Origin of the sequence: Kineosphaera limosa NBRC 100340 (genome assembly GCF_000298215.1) — a bacterium.
In the GTDB taxonomy this organism is placed as follows: domain Bacteria; phylum Actinomycetota; class Actinomycetes; order Actinomycetales; family Dermatophilaceae; genus Kineosphaera; species Kineosphaera limosa.
Window position 1 is genome coordinate 24309 of sequence record NZ_BAHD01000019.1, and the last position, 20228, is coordinate 44536.

19 protein-coding genes are annotated in these 20228 nt (G+C 70.9%); 9 read left to right on the forward strand and 10 right to left on the reverse strand.

What is annotated here, in order from left to right:
• Positions 1-29 precede the first annotated feature (29 nt).
• Positions 30-1052: a DUF2891 family protein gene (locus tag KILIM_RS06735; RefSeq protein WP_051988669.1), complete on the reverse strand. Its 1023-nt coding sequence runs from the start codon at positions 1050-1052 to the stop codon at positions 30-32.
• A 59-nt stretch (positions 1053-1111) separates the two neighbouring features.
• Positions 1112-1681 carry a YceI family protein gene (locus KILIM_RS06740; RefSeq protein ID WP_006591903.1) on the reverse strand — a complete coding sequence of 190 codons (570 nt, stop codon included), beginning with the start codon at positions 1679-1681 and terminating at the stop codon, positions 1112-1114.
• A 244-nt stretch (positions 1682-1925) separates the two neighbouring features.
• Between KILIM_RS06740 and KILIM_RS24930 the strand changes: the two genes are divergently transcribed.
• The 7 genes from KILIM_RS24930 to pknB are packed head-to-tail and all read left to right on the forward strand — an operon-like array spanning position 1926 to position 11399.
• Positions 1926-3266, forward strand: coding sequence for an FhaA domain-containing protein (locus tag KILIM_RS24930; protein WP_255247616.1), 1341 nt, complete (start codon positions 1926-1928; stop codon positions 3264-3266).
• A 5-nt stretch (positions 3267-3271) separates the two neighbouring features.
• Positions 3272-3748, forward strand: coding sequence for an FHA domain-containing protein FhaB/FipA (locus KILIM_RS06755; protein ID WP_006591905.1), 477 nt, complete (start codon positions 3272-3274; stop codon positions 3746-3748).
• Between the two features lie 3 nt (positions 3749-3751).
• Positions 3752-5005, forward strand: a complete 1254-nt coding sequence (locus tag KILIM_RS06760; protein WP_006591906.1) for a PP2C family protein-serine/threonine phosphatase — start codon at positions 3752-3754, stop codon at positions 5003-5005.
• Entirely contained in the window at positions 5002-6402 is a 1401-nt protein-coding gene (locus tag KILIM_RS06765; RefSeq protein WP_006591907.1) for an FtsW/RodA/SpoVE family cell cycle protein, read from the forward strand. The genes KILIM_RS06760 and KILIM_RS06765 overlap by 4 nt, the downstream gene beginning before the upstream one ends.
• Entirely contained in the window at positions 6399-7853 is a 1455-nt protein-coding gene (locus KILIM_RS06770; RefSeq protein ID WP_006591908.1) for a peptidoglycan D,D-transpeptidase FtsI family protein, read from the forward strand. Before KILIM_RS06765 ends, KILIM_RS06770 begins: the two co-directional genes overlap by 4 nt.
• Positions 7850-9568: a protein kinase domain-containing protein gene (locus KILIM_RS06775; RefSeq protein ID WP_006591909.1), complete on the forward strand. Its 1719-nt coding sequence runs from the start codon at positions 7850-7852 to the stop codon at positions 9566-9568. Before KILIM_RS06770 ends, KILIM_RS06775 begins: the two co-directional genes overlap by 4 nt.
• 7 nt (positions 9569-9575) lie before the next feature.
• A complete protein-coding gene (gene pknB, locus KILIM_RS06780) occupies positions 9576-11399 on the forward strand; it encodes a Stk1 family PASTA domain-containing Ser/Thr kinase (RefSeq protein WP_006591910.1) in 1824 nt (607 codons plus the stop codon).
• 71 nt (positions 11400-11470) lie between these two features.
• On the opposite strand, the gene KILIM_RS06785 is transcribed toward pknB, so the two are convergent.
• Positions 11471-12100: an aminodeoxychorismate/anthranilate synthase component II gene (locus KILIM_RS06785; protein ID WP_006591911.1), complete on the reverse strand. Its 630-nt coding sequence runs from the start codon at positions 12098-12100 to the stop codon at positions 11471-11473.
• 104 nt (positions 12101-12204) lie between these two features.
• On the reverse strand, positions 12205-12933 hold the full coding sequence (locus KILIM_RS06790; RefSeq protein ID WP_040562485.1) for a DUF881 domain-containing protein: 729 nt from the start codon (positions 12931-12933) through the stop codon (positions 12205-12207).
• Between the two features lie 191 nt (positions 12934-13124).
• Here KILIM_RS06790 and KILIM_RS24610 point away from each other — a divergent pair, with 191 nt between their 5' ends.
• Positions 13125-13541 (forward strand): cell division protein CrgA, encoded by a 417-nt coding sequence (locus KILIM_RS24610; RefSeq protein ID WP_006591913.1) that lies wholly within the window; start codon positions 13125-13127, stop codon positions 13539-13541.
• Positions 13542-13730: 189 nt separating this feature from the next.
• On the opposite strand, the gene KILIM_RS06800 is transcribed toward KILIM_RS24610, so the two are convergent.
• Together KILIM_RS06800 and KILIM_RS06805 are read right to left on the reverse strand one after the other, a co-directional pair.
• Positions 13731-14372 carry a rhomboid family intramembrane serine protease gene (locus KILIM_RS06800; protein ID WP_006591914.1) on the reverse strand — a complete coding sequence of 214 codons (642 nt, stop codon included), beginning with the start codon at positions 14370-14372 and terminating at the stop codon, positions 13731-13733.
• A gap of 298 nt (positions 14373-14670) precedes the next feature.
• Entirely contained in the window at positions 14671-15189 is a 519-nt protein-coding gene (locus KILIM_RS06805) for a peptidylprolyl isomerase (protein WP_006591915.1), read from the reverse strand.
• A 144-nt stretch (positions 15190-15333) separates the two neighbouring features.
• Here KILIM_RS06805 and KILIM_RS06810 point away from each other — a divergent pair, with 144 nt between their 5' ends.
• Positions 15334-16071 (forward strand): hypothetical protein, encoded by a 738-nt coding sequence (locus KILIM_RS06810; protein ID WP_006591916.1) that lies wholly within the window; start codon positions 15334-15336, stop codon positions 16069-16071.
• Between the two features lie 73 nt (positions 16072-16144).
• Here KILIM_RS06810 and KILIM_RS06815 read toward each other — a convergent pair whose 3' ends face one another.
• From KILIM_RS06815 to KILIM_RS06830, 4 genes are all read right to left on the reverse strand, one after another.
• Complete coding sequence (locus KILIM_RS06815; protein ID WP_006591917.1) at positions 16145-16987, reverse strand: fumarylacetoacetate hydrolase family protein; 843 nt, start codon at positions 16985-16987, stop codon at positions 16145-16147.
• Positions 16988-17052: 65 nt separating this feature from the next.
• Positions 17053-17943, reverse strand: coding sequence for an alpha/beta fold hydrolase (locus tag KILIM_RS22150; protein ID WP_006591918.1), 891 nt, complete (start codon positions 17941-17943; stop codon positions 17053-17055).
• Positions 17944-18416: 473 nt separating this feature from the next.
• Positions 18417-19175, reverse strand: coding sequence for a TspO/MBR family protein (locus KILIM_RS06825; protein ID WP_505712038.1), 759 nt, complete (start codon positions 19173-19175; stop codon positions 18417-18419).
• Positions 19176-19179: 4 nt separating this feature from the next.
• Positions 19180-20226, reverse strand: a complete 1047-nt coding sequence (locus KILIM_RS06830; RefSeq protein WP_006591920.1) for an NmrA family NAD(P)-binding protein — start codon at positions 20224-20226, stop codon at positions 19180-19182.
• Positions 20227-20228 lie beyond the last annotated feature (2 nt).

The window sequence follows — 20228 nt, forward strand, 5'->3', positions numbered from 1 at the left end:
GGGCTGACCTGGGGGTCGACGAGTGAGGGCTACTGCGGGCGGCCCGCGAGGTGGGCGAAAAGCGCGAACGTCACGAGCCAGTGGGTCAACATGAAGTCGCCGTCGGTGACGACCGGGGCCACCGCCTCGAACAACGCCTCCGCCGCCGCCAGCACCGCAGCTCGGGCCGGCTCTGGCAGGTAGGGCGCGAGCTCACGCAACTGCCACGCCCGGGAGAGGGAGAGCCCCAGCAGGTGCGCGAGCTGGCCGTCGCTCGTGTCCTGCGTCAGCGGCGGCGTCAACAGGTGCCCGTGGGCCCCTTCGCCCAGGCCGGGCAGGTAGCCGGCCAGCCACCCCGACCGGCCGGCCTGTGGGAGCACCCGCATCATGAGCGCCGCCTGCGTCAGCGCGGGGGACAGGAAGTCGTGGCCGCTCGGCTCGGCCGAGGTATCCGCTGGGCCGTCCGCGCCGAACCAGTCAATAGCCCGCGCCCGCGCCAACTGCGTCAGCTCCGGGCGGTCCAGTGCGGCGACGGCCCGCAGCACCAAGGTCAACGCGAACGCCGAGTTGGAGTGCACCCCGTGGCGCACCGGCAGCGGCTGCGCCAACCACGCCGGCACCAACTCCACGATCTGCTCCGCCAACGGGGCCACCGGCCCCTCCCAGCGCGTGCCGCGGGCTTGCGCCGCGAGCATCAGCGCCCACCCCCAGCCGTACGGGCGCTCGAACGACGGGCGCCCCCGCAGGTACTCCACCTCCACCTCGATCGCCGCCCACGTCAGGCGCGCATCCAGCAGCTCCCGGCAACGTGCGGCCACCGGCTCGCTCAACGGTCCGTCCGCCAGCAACACCAGCAGGCTCGCCTGCATGTGCACGCTGCTGTGCCAATCCAGGCATCCCCAGAACGCCGGATGCAGCGTTTGCGGCCGCACGTCGACATCCTCCGGCCCCGTGACGACATGGCCGGGCGCGTAGGGGTACACCGTCGCCAGCGCCTCGCAGGCCACCCGCGCCCACGCATCGGCCGGATACGTCGGGCCGCCGGGGGAGCCGACACCACTCGTCGCAGTCATGCGCTCAGTGTGCCGGGCCCCCGGCACGGGCTCACCGCTACGAACAGCGCCGGCGCCGCTCAGGCGGCCTTGATCGCCGAGACCTCGAACTCCAGCGCGATCTTCTCGCTGACGAGCACGCCGCCGGTCTCCAGGGCCGCGTTCCAGGTGATGCCGAAGTCGCTGCGGTTGATGACGACCGAGCCCTCGAAGCCGATGCGCTCGTTGCCGAACGGGTCGACGGCCCCGCCCTCGAACTCGAACGGGACAGTGACCGACTTCGTCACGCCCTTGATCGTCAGGTCACCGGTGATCTCGAGCTGGGTGTCACCGGTCGCCTGCACCCGCGTCGAGGTGAAGGTGATCTGCGGGAAGTCGGGCGCGCCCAAGAAGTCGCCGCTGCGCAGGTGGTCGTCCCTTTGCGCGTTGCGCGTGTCGATGCTGGCGACCTCGATCGAGACCGCGACCTGCGCGTTGGCCAGGCCCGCCTCGGGCACGAGCACCTGACCGGTGAACTCGTTGAAGCTGCCGCGCACCTTGGTGACCATCGCGTGGCGGGCGATGAAGCCGATCCGCGTGTGGCTCGGGTCGAGGGTGTAGGTGCCCTGCAGCGCCGCGAGCGTGGTGGGGGCGGAGACGGTCGTGGTCATGACTGAACTTCCCTTCGTCGTTAACGATGCCAACACCACAAGTAGGTGATGCGTCATGTACATAGTGCGGCAGCATCGGTGATGTGTCAACTACATGCTCTCAGCTCACTCTCACAAGACCCCGGGTTGACCCGGAGTCAGGCCCCAGCGGCCACGTCCGGCCTGTATGTCAGTCCTGGCCGATACCCTGACGAGAAGACACCGCGGATCCACATCGGGGACCAAGCGAAGGGAGGGGATGCTCGTGGGGTTGTTCGACCGTCTGGAAGGCAAGCTCGACCGGGTGATCAACGGAGCCTTTGCGCGCGCCTTCCGGGCCGAGGTCCAGCCCGTAGAGATCGCCTCAGCGATGCGCCGCGCGATGGACGAACGGGCCGCCGTCGTCGGCAAGGGCCGCACGATGGTGCCCAACGCCTTCACCATCGAGCTCGACCCCAGCGACTACGAGCGCCTCACCATGTACGAAGACGTGCTGGTCGATGAGTTGCTGGCCGCCGTCGACGAGCACGTCGAGTCGCAGCGCTACCTCACCGAAGGACCCCTGCACGTCGACTTCGTGCAGCAGGACGACCTCAACACCGGGGTCTTTCGGGTGCGGCCCCGCGCGCAGCGCGAGGTCCCTGCGCAGCCGCGCCACTCCAGCCGCGCCCAACGGCGCTTCGAGGAGGAGCGCCGCGCCAAGCGCGCCAAGCAGCCCACCGAGCCCAAGCACAAGCCCCGCAATCTGCCCCACCCGCCGGAGGCGACCGCCGCCGCCGAGGGACCTGCCGGGCTCGCCGGCCACGCCGCCACCGCCGCTACTGGAGCAGCCGCCGGCACGGCCGCCGCCGGACGCTCCGGCTCCTACATCGCCCGGCACGAGTCCGCCGAAGAGCACGAGGCCCGGGAGGCCCAACGGCAACGGGACCGCGACGCCTGGGGCGACGACGAGAGCGAGCAGACGCCGGGTGATGAGCGACAGGGGGCGCCAGGGGCCCGCTCCCGCTCTCCGGAGCGCCCGCCCATGCGCATCTACGGCGACGAGCGGCGCGACGAAGGCTGGGACGAGCCCTGGCAGAGCGAGCCCGCTCCCGAGAGCCAAGGCTCCGCCGAGCGTGGCGACCGCGACCCGAGCCGTGACTCGAGTCCCGACTCCCGGCGCGACTCCCGCACCGGCGACGACCGCGACGAGCCGTACCGCCGCAGCGAGAGCTTCCAGCCCGTCGAGCGACCCGCCGCGCCGGCGCCGCGAGCTCCCGAGCCGGAGCCCACCGTGGCCCAGCAGGCCGCCCCACCACTGCCCGACCCGGCCCACCGCCCGTGGCTCGAGCTCGACGGCGACACCTACCCGCTGCTGGCGGCCATCACGATCCTGGGCCGCGACTCCGGCGCCGACATCACCCTCGACGACCCCGGCGTCAGCCGCCGCCACGCCGAGTTGCGCGTCACCCACGACGGCCCGCACCTCATCGTCGGGCTGCGCGACCTCGGGTCCACCAACGGCACCTACGTCAACGGCGAACGCATCACCTCACAACGACTCAACGACGGCGACCGGGTCACCGTCGGGCGGGTCTCCTTCAACGTGCGGACCCGGAGGCGCTGAAACCCATGGGCGAACTCACCCTCACCGTCGTCCGCCTCGGGCTGCTGGTCATGCTGTGGCTGTTCATCTTCAGCATCGTCGGGGTGCTTCGCTCCGACCTGTACGGCACCCGCATCGTCACCCGCGCCCCCGGCGGTGGCGGCCGCGGCCGGGTGCGGCCGACCGCCAGTACCCCGGCCCGTTCGAAGAAGTCGTTCACCAACCTGGCCGTCATGGAGGGCCCCATGCGGGGCACCACCGTGCCGCTCAAGGAGTCCGGTGTGCTGCTCGGCCGTAACCCCGAGTGCACCCTCGTGCTCGACGACGACTACGCCTCCGGGCGGCACGCCCGCGTCTACCTCGACGACAAGACCTGGTACGTCGAAGACCTCGGCTCCACCAACGGCACCCACGTCAACGGTGAGAAGATCACCGCGCCCACACCCTTGCAGGCGGGGAGCCAGTTGCGGATCGGCACCACCGTCCTGGAGCTGAGGCGATAGGGCATGAGTGTTGCCGTGCGCTTCGCGGCGCGCACCGACGTCGGTCTGGTGCGCTCGCGCAACGAGGATTCCGGATATGCGGGGCCACACCTGCTCGCCGTCGCCGACGGCATGGGCGGGCACGCGGGCGGCAACGTCGCCAGCTCCCTGGTCCTGGCGCGCCTGGCACCTCTGGACGGCGACAGCCACGGCTCCGACGACGCCCTCGAGGTGCTCGCCGACACCGTCGCCGAGGCCAACCGCTCCCTGGCCCGAGCCATGGCCGCCGATCAGGGCCTGCACGGCATGGGCACCACGCTGACCGCGTTGCTGCGCAGCGGCCCCAACGGCCTGGCCCTCGTGCACATCGGCGACTCCCGCGCCTACCTGCTGCGCAACGGCATCTTCAGCCAGATCACCCGCGACCACTCGTTCGTGCAGTCCCTCGTCGACGCCGGCCGCATCAGCGATGAGGAGGCCGAGCACCACCCGCAGCGCAGCCTCGTCACGCGCGTGCTGACCGGCGCCCCCGAGGACGAGCCCGACCTGTCCATGCGCCAGGCCCACATCGGCGACCGCTACCTCATCTGCTCCGACGGCCTGTCCGACTACGTCGGCCGCGCCACCATCGAAGAGGTCGTGCGCGCCGGCTACGACCCCAGCGAGACCGCGCGCCGACTCGTCGACCTCGCGATGCGCGCCGGCGCCCCCGACAACGTGACGTGCGTGGTCGGCGACATCGTCGACTCCGCCGACGGCGCCACCCAGCCGATCGTCGTCGGCGCCGTGGCCGAACGCCGCCAAGACACGACGCAGCCGCTGGTGCTCAACCCCGCGCAGAAGGCCGCCGCCCTGCGCCGCAGCGTCGTCGCCGACCTGGACGCCGACGCCGACCCCGCCGACGAGCCCCGCCGCCGCGGGCGCATCGCCCGCATTGTGGCGCTCGTGCTGATCGTCCTGTTCGCCCTCTTCGGCGGGCTGTACGGGGCCTACGCCTGGAGCCAGCAGCAACTGTTCGTCGGTGAGTCCGGGGGCAAGGTCGCGGTCTTCCAAGGGCTGCCGCAGACCCTGGGGCCCTTCACGCTGTCCTCCGTACGCACCACCAGCGACGTCGACGTCGCCGACCTGCCCGACTTCTACCGGGAGCGGGTCGAACGCACCATCCGCGCCACCGACGAGGCAGCCGCCGAAGCCCAGATCAACGAGTTGCGGGCCCAGGCGACCGCGTGCGTCCAGCGCCGCAACGCCGGGGTGCCCTGCGGATCGGGGCAGTCATGACCACCGTCTCCAACTTCGTGCCGCGCACCCGCCGCAACGTCGAACTCGCCCTGTTGCTGCTCGCCGTCGGCATCGTGATGCTGGCCTACGTCAACGTCGGCTTCGCCGTGCAGGGCCAGCTGCCGATCGACCTCATCACCCAAGGCGCGTGGCTGCTCGGCTTCGCCGTCGCCTTCCACCTCGTGCTGCGCTGGCGCGCCAGCTACGCCGACCCGCTGCTGCTGCCCATCGCGACCCTGCTCAACGGGCTGGGGATCGTCATGATCCATCGGCTCGACCTGGCCAACGACCGCATCGGCTCGACGGCCATGGCCCCGCGGCAGATCATGTGGAGCGCCCTGGCGATGATCATCGCAGCCGGCGTGCTGGTGGTGCTGCGCGACCACCGCCGGTTGCGCCGTTACATGTTCACGCTCATGGTCGCCGGCCTCGTGCTGCTGCTGCTGCCGATGCTGCCCGGGCTCGGGCAGACCATCAACGGCGCCCGCATCTGGATCGCCATCGGGCCGTTCTCGTTCCAGCCGGGCGAGGTCGCCAAGATCATCCTGACGATCTTCTTCGCCGCCTACCTCGTGCAGACCCGCGACGCCCTGTCCCTCTCCGGTCGACGCGTCCTGGGCTTCCCCCTGCCGCGCGGCCGCGACTTCGGCCCCATCCTCATGGTCTGGGTCGTCTCGCTGCTCGTCCTGGTCTTCCAGAGCGACCTGGGTAGCTCGCTGCTGTACTTCGGCCTGTTCGTCGCGATGCTGTACGTCGCCACCGAGCGGATCAGCTGGATCACGATCGGGCTGCTGATGTTCTGCGGCGGTGCCTTCGTGGCCTACCTGCTGTTCGGGCACGTGCAGCAGCGGGTGCTCTTCTGGCTCGACCCCTGGTCGGCCGAGGCGCTGGCCCAGAGCGACCAGCTCGTCCGCGGCCTCATGGGCATGGCCGCCGGCGGCCTGCTCGGCACCGGGCTGGGGCGCGGCCACCCGCAGCTGACCTACTTCGCCGAGTCCGACTTCATCATCCCCAGCTTCGGCGAGGAGTTGGGCCTCGTCGGGCTGTTCGCGATCCTCATGCTCTACGTGCTGCTCGTCGAGCGCGGCCTGCGTACGGCGCTGGGCACCCGCGACGGATTCGGCAAGCTCATCGCCGCCGGGCTGAGCTTCTCGGTGGCCCTGCAGATCTTCGTCGTCGTCGGTGGCGTCACGAGGGTCATCCCGCTCACCGGTCTGACCAGCCCGTTCCTGTCCGCCGGCGGCTCGTCCCTGCTGGCCAACTGGACGATCATCGCGTTGCTGCTGCGCATCAGCGACCACGCCAGGCGTCCCGTCGAAGACGAGGTCGTCGTGCCTCTGTCCGAAACCGTCGGCCGCGGGCGACGCAACGGCGGCGGAAAGGGGGAGCCGCGATGAACGCACCGATCCGCAAGCTCGCCCTCGTGGTCACCGCCATGTTCTGCGCCCTGTTCGTGGCCTCGACGTGGATCGTGTACGTGCAGGCCGACGAGCTGCGCGACAAGCCGGGCAACCGGCGCACGCTGCTGGCCTCCTACAGTCAAGAGCGCGGGGCCATCCTCGTCGCCGGCGAGGCCATCGCCCGCTCCGAAGAGACCAGCGACGAGCTGAAGTACCAACGCACCTACCCCAAGGGCAAGCTGAACAGCCACCTCACCGGCTACTTCTCCTTCATCTACGGCGCCGGCGGGGGCCTGGAGTCCGCCGAGAACGGGCTCCTCGCCGGCGACGCCGACCAGCTCTTCTACCGCCGCCTCGGCGACCTGCTGACCGGCCGGCAACCCAGCGGCGTCAGCCTCGAACTGACCATCGACCCGCGCGCCCAAGAGGCAGCCCAGAACGCCCTGGGCAACCAGAAGGGCTCCGTCGTGGCCCTCGACCCCAAGACCGGGGCCATCCTCGCGCTGATCAGCCACCCGCAGTACGACCCCAACACGCTGTCCAGCCACAACCTGGACAGCGTGCAGCAGGCGTGGGCCGCCCTCAACGAAGACAGCGAGCGCCCGCTGGTCAACCGGGCCATCGGCGGCGACCTGTACCCGCCCGGGTCGGTCTTCAAAATCATCACCGCCGCCGCCGCGCTCTCCTCCGGCCGCTTCGACACCAACAGCCAGCTGCCCGGCCCCGCGGTGCTCGACCTGCCGCAGACCACCGCCGGCCTCGTCAACGACTGGCGCGGCCAATGCGGCGACGGCACCGTCAACCTGCTGCAGGCCATGGAGGACTCGTGCAACACGGCCTTCGGCTGGCTCGGCATGCAGCTGGGCGGCCAGGCCCTGCGCGACGAAGCCGCCAAGTTCGGCTTCGGCCAGCAGATCGGCATCCCCATGAGCGTGACTCCCAGCACGATGCCCGAACAGATGAACGCACCGCAGGAGGCGCAGTCGGCCATCGGCCAGTACGACGTGCGCGTCACTCCGCTGCAGGTCGCGATGATGTCCGCCGCCGTCGCCAACCAGGGGACCCTCATGCAGCCGTTCCTCGTCAAGCAGACCCGCGGCTCCGACCTCGAGGTCATCGACCAGACCGCGCCGCGGGAGCTGAGCAAGGCCACCACCCCCGAGGTGGCCGGCCAGCTCACGCAGATGATGGAGGCCGTCGTCACGTCGGGCACCGGAACTCGCGCCCGCATCTCGGGCGTTCGTGTCGCCGGTAAGACCGGTACGGCCCAACACGGGGAGGGTTTGGCGCCGCACGCGTGGTTCACCGGGTTCGCCCCGGCGGACGATCCCGCGATCGCCGTGGCGGTCGTGGTCGAAGACGGCGGGGATGCAGGTATGTCAGCGGGTGGGGGCAGCGTCGCCGCCCCGATCGCCCGTCAGGTCATGGAGGCAGTGATTTCGCGATGAAGTTCCACAAGGGCTCCGTCTTCGGCAACCGCTACACCCTCGGCGATCGCATCGCCGTCGGTGGCATGGGTGAGGTGTGGCGCGCGACCGACGGCGTGCTCGGGCGCACCGTCGCGATGAAACTGCTCTCGCCCTCGTTGGCCGAGCAACCCGGCTTCATCCGGCGCTTCCGGGAAGAGGCGCGCAACACCGCCATGCTGCAGCACCCCAATATCGCCGCGGTCTACGACTACGGCGAAGACGCCGGCGCCTCCTGGCTGGTCATGGAACTCGTCGAAGGCGAACCGCTGTCGACGATCATCCGCGAGGAGGGGCCCATCGAGCCCCGCCGCGCCGCCTCGATCGTCGCCCAGGCGGCCTCCGCACTGCAGGCCGCGCACGACGCCGGAGTCATCCACCGCGACGTCAAGCCCGCGAACATCCTCGTGCGCCCCGACGGGCAGGTGAAGCTCACCGACTTCGGCATCGCCCGCGCCGTCGACGCCGCCCCCATCACCCGCACCGGCGAGGTGATGGGCACCGCCCAGTACATCTCCCCGGAGCAGGCCACCGGCAAGCCCGCCGGCCCCGCCAGCGACATCTACAGCCTGGGCGTCGTCGCGCACGAGATGCTCAGCGGCACCAGGCCCTTCGACGAGGGCTCACCGGTGGCCACCGCCATGGCGCACATCCACAACGACCCGCCGCCGCTGCCCGATGGCGTCGGCCAGCCGCTGGCCGGGGTCGTCATGGCCTCCCTGGCCAAGGACCCCGGTAACCGGCCACCGAGCGCCGCCGTCGTCGCCTCCGCGCTGCGCGGTGGGCCCGAGGCCGCCGCCTTCGACTCCACCGAGGTCTTTCCGTCGGACGCCGGCCCCACCCAGGCGATGCACGGCCCGGCCCCCACGATGGTCCAGCCCCCGGCCCCAACCGGGCGAACCGGCTATCCCCCTCCGGGGTACCCCCCGCAGGGCGGCTACCCCGGCCAGTACGGCCAGGGCTACCCCGGGTACCCCACCGGGCCGATGCCGGAGCAGAAGAAGAAGTCCAACCCGTGGGTGTGGATCGTCCCGGTCCTACTGCTGCTCGTGCTCGGCGGCTTCTTCCTGGCGCAGTCCGGGCTACTCTCCGGCGGCACCAGCCAGGAGACGACACCCCCGGTCACCCCGACGACCGAGGTGACCACCCCGACGCCGACGACACCGACCACGCAAGACAGCGTGCGCCTCGACAACTCCCGCTTCGCGGGGATGACCGTCGAGCAGGCACAAAGCGAGTTGCGCTCCCTCGGTTTCTCCCAGACGACGATCAATCAGCAGTCGAACAACGACGTCGCCGCCGAACGCGTCATCTCCATCAACCCCTCCGGCGACGTCTCGCCGGGAGCGATCATCACCCTCAACGTCTCCACCGGTCCCGAGCAGACCACGCCCCCGCCCGCCGAGTCGCCCGAGACCACGCCGCCGCCGGACGAGGAGGAGGAGTCCCCGCCCACCGACGAGCAGTCGCCGGGCACGCAGGGGGCCGCCGACCCGGGCGAGCAGTCCGGCGCCGGCGACGCGCAGGCCGAGGGTGGCGCCAGGGGGTCGGACGCGGGCGGTGTCGCCGGCGCGAACGCGGGCGCAAACCCTGGTGGCGGCTCCGGGGACGACACCGGCCTATCCTCGAATCAGTCTCAAGGACAGGGCAATTCAGCCGATCAGAAGGCAGTGGACCGAGAAGCCGAAGGGCGGTGAGTCAGGAGTGACGGAGGCGATCCGACTGCTCGCCGGCCGCTACGAGGTCGGTGAGCTCATCGGCCGCGGCGGAATGGCGGAGGTGCACGGCGGCTACGACGCCCGCCTCGGCCGCGACGTCGCCGTCAAGATCCTGCGCTCCGAACTGGCCCGTGACTCGACCTTCCTCCTGCGGTTCCGCCGCGAGGCCAAGGCCGCGGCCAGCCTCAACCACCCCTCGATCGTCGCCGTCTTCGACTCCGGCGAAGACGTGATGCACGAGGCCGGCGGTGCCGAGATGCCCGTGCCGTTCATCGTCATGGAGTACGTGCGTGGCCGCACCCTGCGCGAGATCCTGCACGAGGACGGACCCGTGGAGCCGATGCGGGCCACCCGCATCATGGCGCAGGTGCTGCAGGCGCTGAACTACAGCCACCAGCACGGCATCATCCACCGCGACATCAAACCCGCGAACGTCATGCTCGATTCCGCGGACCGGGCCAAGGTCATGGACTTCGGCATCGCCCGCGCCATCGCCGACACCGCGGCGACCATGACCAACACCAGCATCGTCGTCGGCACCGCCCAGTACCTGTCCCCGGAGCAGGCCCAGGGCCGCGACATCGACGCCCGCTCCGACCTCTACTCCGCCGGCTGCCTGCTCTACGAGCTCGTCACGGGCCGCCCCCCGTTTGTCGGGGATTCTCCGGTGGCCATCGCCTACCAGCACGTCGGCGAGCCGCCGCAACCGCCGTCGGTGCACAACTCCGAGGTGCCGGCCAACCTCGACGTCGTCATCCTGCACGCCCTCAACAAGGACCCGGACCGGCGCTACCAGTCCGGAGACGAGTTCGCCGCCGACCTGGAGTCGGTGCTGCGTCGCGAGCCGACCATCGCCGCCGCGGCCGCGGTCGACGCCGGAGAGTTGGCGCCCGCACCGCTGCCGGAGAAGGTCTCGGCGCCCGTGGCCCCCGCGACCACGTCGATCACCACCCGACGCGCCGACCACGACAAGAGCCAGCGCAACCGCGCGCTGCCCTGGGTGGTCGGCGTGCTGGCCGCGCTGGCCGTCACCCTGGGGTTGTGGCTGGGCCGCGACCACCTCGGCGGCGATCCCGCGCCCGTGGCCGTCCCTTACGTCATCGGGCAGCCCGAGGCCAACGCCAATCAGCAGATCACCGATGCGGGCCTCATGCCGGTCTCCCAACCTGTGGCCAACGCCGCGGCGCCCGGCACGGTCGTCGAACAAGACCCGCGCGAGGGCGAACGCCCGCCGAACAGCACGATCCAGTTGCGGGTCTCCACCGGGCCGGGGCAGGTCGTCGTGCCCAACCTGCGCAACTTCCAGCAGGACACCGCCATCCAGAAGCTCTCGGACCTGGGCCTGGAGGTGCAGGGCATCGACCAGGTCGACAGCTACGAGGTGGCCCAGGGCAGCGTCGTGGCCACCGAGCCCAAGGCCGAAGAGAACGTGGCCGCCGGCAGCGCCGTGACGCTGAAGATCAGCAACGGGCAGACGGTCGTGCCCGAGGTCGTCGGCATGAGCGAAGCCAAGGCGCAGGAGGCGTTGAGCAAGGTGGGTCTGCGCTACCGCCGGGAGGATGTGACGAGCACCCGGTCCGTCGGCAGCGTCATCGCGCAGTCGTATCAGGCCAAGACGCGGGTACCCGTCGGCACGGAGGTCGTGCTCGACGTCGTGCGCTCCCGGCCGCAAACGCAGACGGTCACCCGCACCGAGACCGTCACCCCCACCGCCCCGGCACCGCCCGCGACGCCCACCGACCCCGACTCGCCGTCGCCGACACCCACCTCGACCGACGACCCGCCCGCCGACGGCGGTGGCCAGCAGTAGCGGCTCGCGCCGCGCGGCCGCGCCAGGGGTAGAGCCGGCGTGGAGCGGCGGCGTAGAGCCGGCACGACCTCTCAGGCGGTAACGCTGACCAGCGGCCCCAGGCCGGCCGACCGCTCGACGGCGTCGGTGTGCCCGCACAGCACGAGCCAGTTGGCCAGCAGCCGATGGCCGCCTTCGGTGAGCACGCTCTCGGGGTGAAACTGCACGCCGTGCAGGGGCAGGTGGGCGTGCCGGGCGGCCATGATGACCCCGGACGGGGTGTGGCCGTTGACGACGAGCGCAGGCCCGACCGTGTCGGCCTCGATCGCCAGCGAGTGATAGCGGGTCGCGGTGAACGGGCTGGGCAGCCCGGCCAGCACCCCCGTGCCGTCGTGCTCGACCAACGACGTCTTGCCGTGCAGCAACTCGGCGGCGCGGCCCACGACGGCCCCGGTGACCACGGCCAGCGCCTGGTGCCCGAGGCACACTCCGAGCATCGGGACGCGCAACTCGCCGCAGCGCCGGATCACCTCGATCGACGCGCCCGCCTCGGCGGGGGTGCCCGGCCCGGGGGAGATCAGCACCCCGTCGTAGTCGCCGACGGCCTCGAGGTCGACCTCGTCGTTGCGCACCACGGTGCACTCCGCGCCGAGCTGCTGCAGGTAGCCGACGATCGTGTAGACGAAGCTGTCGTAGTTGTCGACGACGAGGATGGCGGTCACGAGGGGTCCTTCTGCGCTGTGGGGCCCGGTCGGGCGAGGCTGCCTCCCAGGGTACGGCCCAGCGGCCCGGAGCCGACCGGCCCAGCGGCCCGGAGCCGACCGGCTCAGCCGTCGGCGCGGGCGAAGCGGGGGCTGACGCCGGCGGTGAAGCCCGGCATCGACACGGTGCCCGGCTGCGTGACCCGATAACCGAGGCCGACGAGATCGACGTATCGGCGGTAGTTCGCCACGGTCGGATCGGCCTCCAGCCCCGCCAGCAGCCGCTGCGGATCGCCGATCGCGGTGATGACGTACGGCGGGGAGTAGACCCGGCCCTGCAGGATCAGCGTGTTGCCCACGCACCGCACCGCGCTCGTGGCGACGACCCGCTGGTCCTGGATGGTCATCGCCTCCGCACCGGCGGCCCACAACGCGTTGACGACCGCCTGCACGTCCTGCTGATGCACGACGACGTCGTCGACCGTGTACCCCGGCGGGATGCGCCCGCCGGTGTTCGCATCGGTCAGGGCCACCGTGACCGCCGGGCCGGAGACCGGCTCGGTACCGGCAGCGGCCCCCCACGTAGCGGCCCGAGCGGTCTGTTGGGCGATCTGCGGGTCCGCCGACGCCAACGCTGCAGTCTGCGCCTCCACGTCGGCGCGCAGCTGCTCGGTGCGTAGTGCCTTGGTCTCCACGAGCCGGGTCTGGGTGCGGATGACGTCGGGCAGATCCTCCACGCCACTGCCGCGCAGATCCGAGCCGCGGGCGGCGCCGGCGCTGGTCGCGAACATCAAACCGGCGATGGCCGCCACGATCGGCACCCCGATCGACCAGCCAGACCTGCGGTCAGCCATGCCCCTGCACCCTCCCGTATCTGCCCGCTGCACGCCCGATACCGCCTGTGCCGCGAGCCTTTTCGTGTCGCCTGCGCGCCGCCACCCGCGGCCGCCTGGACGATGCGCCCAGTATGCCCACGTAAACTGGGAGTTCAACGGGCCCCGGAGCATCCGTGGGCGCACCCCGAGATCGACGCAGGAGATCCACCGTGGCACGTCCCGACTCTTCGCCCAACGGCGAGACCCCCGATGTCGAGCTGACGGACGGGAAGGTCACCAACGACAGCACCGAACTGGCCGGCGCTGCGGCCACCGGGGCCGAGCCTGCCGGGCCGGAGAAGGTCGCGGCCGTGCCGCCGAAGGCCCGCAAACACAAGGAGAAGAAGAAGAGGGTGCCGCGGTCGCAGCGCGGCGGCCTGCACGACGACATCGCTCGGGCGCCGGCGCCGAACCCCACGTGGTTCGTCCCCGTGATGTGCGGCCTGATGATCATCGGCCTCTTCTGGGTCGTCATCTACTACCTGTCCGCCGGCCAGTGGCCCGTGCGGGCCATGGGCAACTGGAACCTGCTGGCCGGGTTCGCATTCATCATCAGCGGCTTCATGATGACGACCCGCTGGCGCTAGTCACGCTCACGAGCAACGAAGCGGTGGTCCCCGACCGGGGGCCACCGCTTCGTCGTTGGGGACAGTCGACGGGGGTTATCCACAGGCTTATCCACGACTGGGGATGAATAACACTCGTGTAATCACAGGTGTGGAATACTCTGTGGATAACTAGATCTGTGTCCGCTAAAAGCCGTGTGAGCTGCGGATTTACGAGAAGCGGATGACCGCGTCGGCGAAGCTCGTGTCCACGATGGCGTACTTGACCACAGCCAGGGCGACGACGACGAGCAGTACCCCGGCCAGCGCCGGCCACTGCAGCCGGGCACGCTGGCGACCGCGGGTCGCCAGCAGCACACCCGCCAGCGCCAGACCGGTGACGAAGCCACCGAGGTGGGCCTGCCAGGCGATCTCGCGGTAGATGAACGGCAGGGCCGCATTGATCGCCAGCAGCACCCACAGGCCGCGCACCGACGAGCCGCTGTGGCGCAGAAACAGCATCGTGGCCCCGAAGAGCCCGAACACCGCGCCGGAGGCCCCGACCATCGGCGTGACCCAGGCGCCGCCCATCTCCGCCCAGTTCTGGGGCGGGGACGCCAGCAGCAGGTACCCGACGGAGCCGCCGAGGGCACTGACGAGATAGAGGGTAAGGAAGCGCGCCCAGCCGAGCATCGGCTCCAACCACTGACCGATGGACCACAGGCACAGCATGTTGAACAGGATGTGCGCGAACATCGTCGGGGAGTGCAAGAACGCGGACGTCAGGAAGCGCCACGGCTGTTCGTCACCGGTCAGGGGGGAGAACTGACCCAACAGGATGATCGAGCGGTCGGCCTGCTGCAGGAAGAACACCGCAACGCAGATCGCGATGAGCGTGTATGTGGCGGTCGGACGTTGCTGGCCGCCGCGACCGCCGAACGCCGTGCGGGGCGTCGGGGTCGCGGCGGCATCGGCGCGACGACAGTCGACACAGTGGAAGCCGACCGGTGCCGGGTGCTGACACTCCGGGCACGTGGGCCGGCCACACCGTTGGCAGCGCAGATGCGAGACCCGATCCGGATGGCGGGGGCACGTCGGCGGACCCGGTGGCTGTGCCTGCGGATCAGGCGGCGACGGTGGCTGCGGAGGTGATGTCATGCGCGCCGAAGGATCATTCGCTGATCGTCACGCTCTCGATGACGACCGGCTCCACGGGCTTGTCGTTGCGGCCGGTGGCGACGCCCGCGATGGCGTCGACAACGTCGCGGCTCTTCTGGTCGGCGACCTCGCCGAAGATCGTGTGCTTGCCCTGCAGCCACGTCGTCGGGGCGACGGTGATGAAGAACTGCGACCCGTTGGTGCCGCGGCCCATGCGCTTGCCGGCGTTGGCCATCGCCAGGATGTAGGGCTTGGTGAAGTCCTTGTCGGGGCTGATCTCGTCGTCGAACGTGAATCCCGGGCCCCCGATGCCCTCACCGAGCGGGCAGCCGCCCTGGATCATGAAGTTCGGGATGATGCGGTGAAAGCTCAGGCCGTCGAAGAACGGCTCCGGGTTGGTGCGCCCCGCGTCGTCGCGGTATTCCTTGGAGCCGGTGGCCAGTCCCGTGAAGTTCTCTACGGTCTTGGGAGCGTGCTCGGGGAAGAGCACGATCTCGATGTCGCCATGGTTGGTGTGCAGCGTGGCATTCATGGCCGCATCTTGTCATGACGACCTCAATCCTTCGCCGCCGACGGCACCGATAGCGCCACTCAACCGGGCGTCGGTTGGGCAGGGACGCATGCGGCAAGGCAGGATGGGGCAGGAGCGAAAGACATCCCCGTCTAGGAGGAGCACGTGTTCCAGCGCAAGACCAAGAAGGTCACCGTTCCCTCGGTGACCACCAAGCGGGTGAGCGTCCCGACGCTGGCCGGTCTGAAGAAGCAGGTGGCCGAGGTCGCCGCCGACGCCGCCAAGACCGTCGAGGTGGCCGCGCACAAGGCCGACGAACGGGCCCACGCCGCGGCCGATTCCGCCGCCAAGGAGGCCTCCGCCTCCGCCCAGGCCGTCCGCAAGGCGACCCACGACAAGGTCGACGAGACGGTCCCCAAGATCACCGACTCCGTCGAGCGGCTGCTGGCCGCCGGCAGCGCCGCGAGCCACGACGTGGCCGAGCGCGTCGCGAGCGAGGCCAGGAAGGGCCAGAAGCTCGTCGCGGACGAGGCCAAGAAGGGCAAGGAGATCGTCACCGGCGAGAAGAAGAAGAAGGAGCGCCGCAAGAAGGGCATTCTGCGGTCACTCTTCTCCGCCCTGGTCACCGCCGCCGCGGCCGCCGGTGTCGTCGCCTACCTGCGTAGCCGTCAGCAGGAGCCCAAGGACGACCCGTGGGCGCGCCCGCTGACCGACCCCTATATCGCCCCGGCGACCAAGACCGCCGACGTCTCCAGCGCTCCGGCCCCGTCGACGACCGCCAAGGGTGAGGAGGTCGCGCAGTCCGACCTTGCCGACACCCCGCCGGTCGACGCCGCCGAGGTCGAGGTCGTCGACCTCACCACCGAGCCGACGACCGCCGAAGGCGAGAGCCGCAACACCTGAGCGTTGCAGCCCGCACGCACCACGACGGCCCGCCCCGGACGATTCCGGAGGCGGGCCGTCGTGCGTCGGGTGCCTAGACCAGGCGGGTCGTGATGCTGCCCAGGCCCTTGATAGTGCTGACGATCGTTTCGCCGGGAGCCAGGTAGCGGCGCGGCTGCCGGACGGAGCCGACACCGGCCGGGGTACCGGTGAAGATGAGGTCACCGGGCAGCAGCCGCACCACCTGCGAGAGCCCCGAGACGACCGCGGCCACATCGAAGATGAAGTCCGCGGTTGTGCCGTCCTGCATGACCTCGCCGTCGATGGTGCAGCCGATCGCCAGCGCGTTCTTGTCGGGCAGCTCGTCGGCGGTGACGACGGCCGGCCCGGTGGGCCCGAAGCCCGGATAGGACTTGCCGAGGGAGAACTGCGGGGGTTTGACGGCGAACTGAACGCGCCGCTCCGAGAGGTCCTGGCCGATGGTCAGTCCGGCGACGTGCTCCCACGCCTGTTCCGGCGAGACCGCCAGGGCCTCGCGGCCGATGACGACAACGAGCTCGACCTCCCAGTCGACGCGATCGCTGGGCAGGCGGACCTGCGCGTCGGGACCCGTGAGGCAGGAGGGGAACTTGGTGAAGACCAGGAGCTCGGTGGGGATGTCGAGCCCCGCCTCCTGCGCATGGTCGCGGTAGTTCAGGCCGATGCCGAAGATCTGCCGCGGCGCGGGGACCGGCGGGCCGAGCCGGCTCACCTCGACCGGCGCGCCCTCGGGCAAGGTGGCCTGCGCGCCCCACTGCACGAACGCCTGCCACTGCTCGTACACCGCCTCGGGGTCTGGCCCGAACCGGCCGTCGCTGACCTCGGCGAGGTCGACGGCGTGGTCAGCGTGCTCTCCCACCAGGAGCACGGCCCGGCCGGCGGACGTGGCGATACGCATGAATCGGTCCCTTCGTCGCGAGCGTCTGTGGCCCCCACCTTAGGAGGCCGAACACTCGCGCGCCCTCAGGCCCGGTCGGAGAGGGTGGTCCGAATCTCCGCGGCGATCCAGCTGGGCTCGAGGTAGAGGCAGTGCGGCCCTCCCGCTCGTCGGGCGATACGCAGGGCCGGTCGGCCGGCGGCCAACTCGTGCAGGCCATCCCCGCCGGAGCCGTTGCGGCCTTCGCTGAGGGTCACCACGGTCACGGGCGCGTCGATGGCGGCGAGCAACTCCCGACCCGGCCGAAAGCGCGCGGCCTCCGGTTGCCTGGTCAGCGCGCGCAGGGTGTCGGGAGTGGGCCGGTAGACCCACGAGCCGTCCGGCGCGACGACGATGCAGCGGCGCAGCAGGGCGCGGATGCTGGCCGCGTCGGGGGCGGCGGCCAACCAGTCCTGCGCCGCCGGGCCGCTCTGTTCGTCGAGGAAGGTCTCCAGGGAGTCCTCGTCGGCGCCGGTGGCCCCGAGCCGGAACCGTTGGGTGAGCATGTCGACGATGACGTCGGCGCCGACGGCCTGCACCATCTCCAGCACGTCGGCCTGGCTCTCGACGACGGATGAGTCGATGACGACGACCCCGCCCACCAGCTCCGGATGTTCGGCCGCCACCGCGGCCGCGAAACCGCCGGCGACGTCGTGCCCGACCAGCACGGGACGCCCCAGCCCTAGCTCACCGATGAGGCTGACGATGTCGTCGGGAATCTGGTCGACGGACTGCGCCTCGGCGCTGCTCTGGCCGTGCCCCCGAAGGTCGAACGCCACGACATGGGCGCTCGGCGTCAGAGCGGCGGCGACCTGCTCCCAGACGACGCTGGCGTGCGACACGGAGTGGATGAGCAGCACGTCCGGCCCGTCGCCCCCGAAGTCCACGACCGCCAGATCCCCACCCGGCACCGCGACCCGCTGCTCCCGAACGTTCACAACAGAACCCTTTGCACCAGTTAAGTATGCGTGCCGGTTTCCAGCCGCCCGACCACATCCGAGGGAACGTTATTAACACAGGTCAGGCGTTTGCACGTCGCACTTGCGCGCTCACCGGGATGTCGCGGGTGGTGGACCTCCGTAGAGAGTTTGAGAACCCCTGCCCACACCTGAAAACCCTGTCTTTGCGCAGGTCACGGGGCTTCTACAACCACGACCAGCGCTCCTCCGAGCCTACCGTTTCCGACTCCAGGGGGCGAGTGGTGCGATCACTTGGGATGGCTCAAACCCTCCTTCGCCCGGAGCAGGTCGACGATCTGGTGGCGCAGTACCGCGAGGGCGCGACGCCCGTCGAGCTGGCGTCCCATCTTCGGAGTGAACCGCCGCACGGTGGCCACACACCTCACCCGCCGGGAGGTCACCATCCGCCGTGGACGGTTCGACTCTGCCCGCATCCATGAAGCAGCCGGCCGCTACCTCAGCGGACTATGCCGCGCCAGTGCAGCGACTGCGACGACCGTCGCAGCGGCCACGGCCGCCCCCGCACCCACCACCGGGGAGGACGGCGCGCCGGCCAAGCGGCCGGCAGCGATCCAGCCCAGCCCCCAGGCCATCGCGGCCGCCACGCCCCAGGGCGCCCGCAGGACCCGGGCGAACACGACCCCGAGCAGGGTTGCCACGACCAGCACTGCGACCGCAGCGGCCTGGTTCCCGGTCGCGCCCAGGTCGACGCCCTGCGCCACCGCGGCGGCGGTGATGTTCGCGCACGTCGCCACGGCAACCCAGCCGAGGTAGAGCCCGAACGTCCCATCGAGCATGATCGCCTCAGCGGGGCCGGACGCCGCCCGCCCGGCGAGCCGCTTCATCACCAGGCCCAGGACGACGGCGAGGAGGGCGATGTCGAGCACGCTCAGCCACAACCAGCCCGCCTGCGTGATGCCCAGCCAGGCGCCGTTGAGCAAGATGGACGCCGCGGGCAGCCACCCCAGCGAGCGTGCCCGCTCGGACGCCCCGCCGGCCGGCGTCCACAACCACACGACGTATGCCACCAGCAGCAGGTAGATCACCGACCAGATCGAGAAGGCGGGGGTGGCGGGGGCGAGCAGGGTCGCGTCGGCGGAAAAGGCGCCGCCCGCGGTCTGTTCGACGGGGTGCCCAGCAACCCGAATCCCCAGAGCGTGCCTAGACCCATGAGCAGGAGCGCGGCGGTGTCGAGGAGTCGCCTCATCCAGGTGTTCATGCGTTCGCCTTCCTTTCGATTCCTGGTGTCAGGGTGTGCCGCGGACGGGCGAGCGCGAGGGCCGACAGCGCGCCGGCCACGGCGACGGAAGCGAGCGCGGCGCCGACCAGGGCGGACCGTCGTCCCCACCGCTTCGGATCCGCGCCCGCGAGTGCGCGACGGACGGCCTCGTCGTACCCGAGCAGGCCGCCGGCGGGGTCGCCGAGCAGGGCGGCGGCGTCCGTCTCGCGCCGGACGGCGTCGTGGATCAGGCTCCCCACCAAGGGTTTGGCGATCGCGGCGGGCACGGGGGTGATCAGGCCGACCCAGTGGGAAGCCAGCCACGGCGTGAGCACCGGCACCGTCGCCACCAGGCGGGGCCGCAGGCCCGTGACCCGTGCGTAACGCCGCATCATGTCCGCGTAGGTGAGCACCTCGTCCATCCCGATGTCGATCGTGCGGTTCACCTCCGGTGGCAGGTCGGCTGCGCCCACGAGGTAGTGGACGACGTCGGCCAACGCGATCGGCTGACTGCGGTTGGTCAGCCACCGGGGCCCGATCATGACTGGGAGACGCTCGGTGAGGTGGCGCAGCATCGCGAACGACGCCGATCCCTCCCCCAGCACCACGCCCGCCTGCAGCACCGCGGTCGGGACGCCGGACGCCAGCAGGATGTCCCCCACCTCTACGCGGGAGGCCAAGTGCGGGGACAGGTCGCCGTCGGGGTGCAGCCCGCTGAGGTACACGATGCGCCTCGTTCCCGCCTCACCGGCCGCGTCGGCGAACCCCGTGGCCAGCGCCCGGTCACGCGCAACGAAGTCGCCTTCGTCGTCCATGGAGTGCAGGAGGTAGTACGCCACGTCGGCCCCGTGCAGCGCACGGCCCAGGACGGCGGCGTCGGCGGCATCCCCCTCGGCCACTTGGACGCGGTCGACCCAGGCGCGGTCCAGTGAGTCCGGGTGGCGGGTCAGCACGCGCACCTCCCAGCCGGCGTCGAGCAGGGCGGGCACCAAGGCTCCGCCGATGGTGCCGGTGGCGCCGGTCACGAGTGCTGTTCTGGCCATGA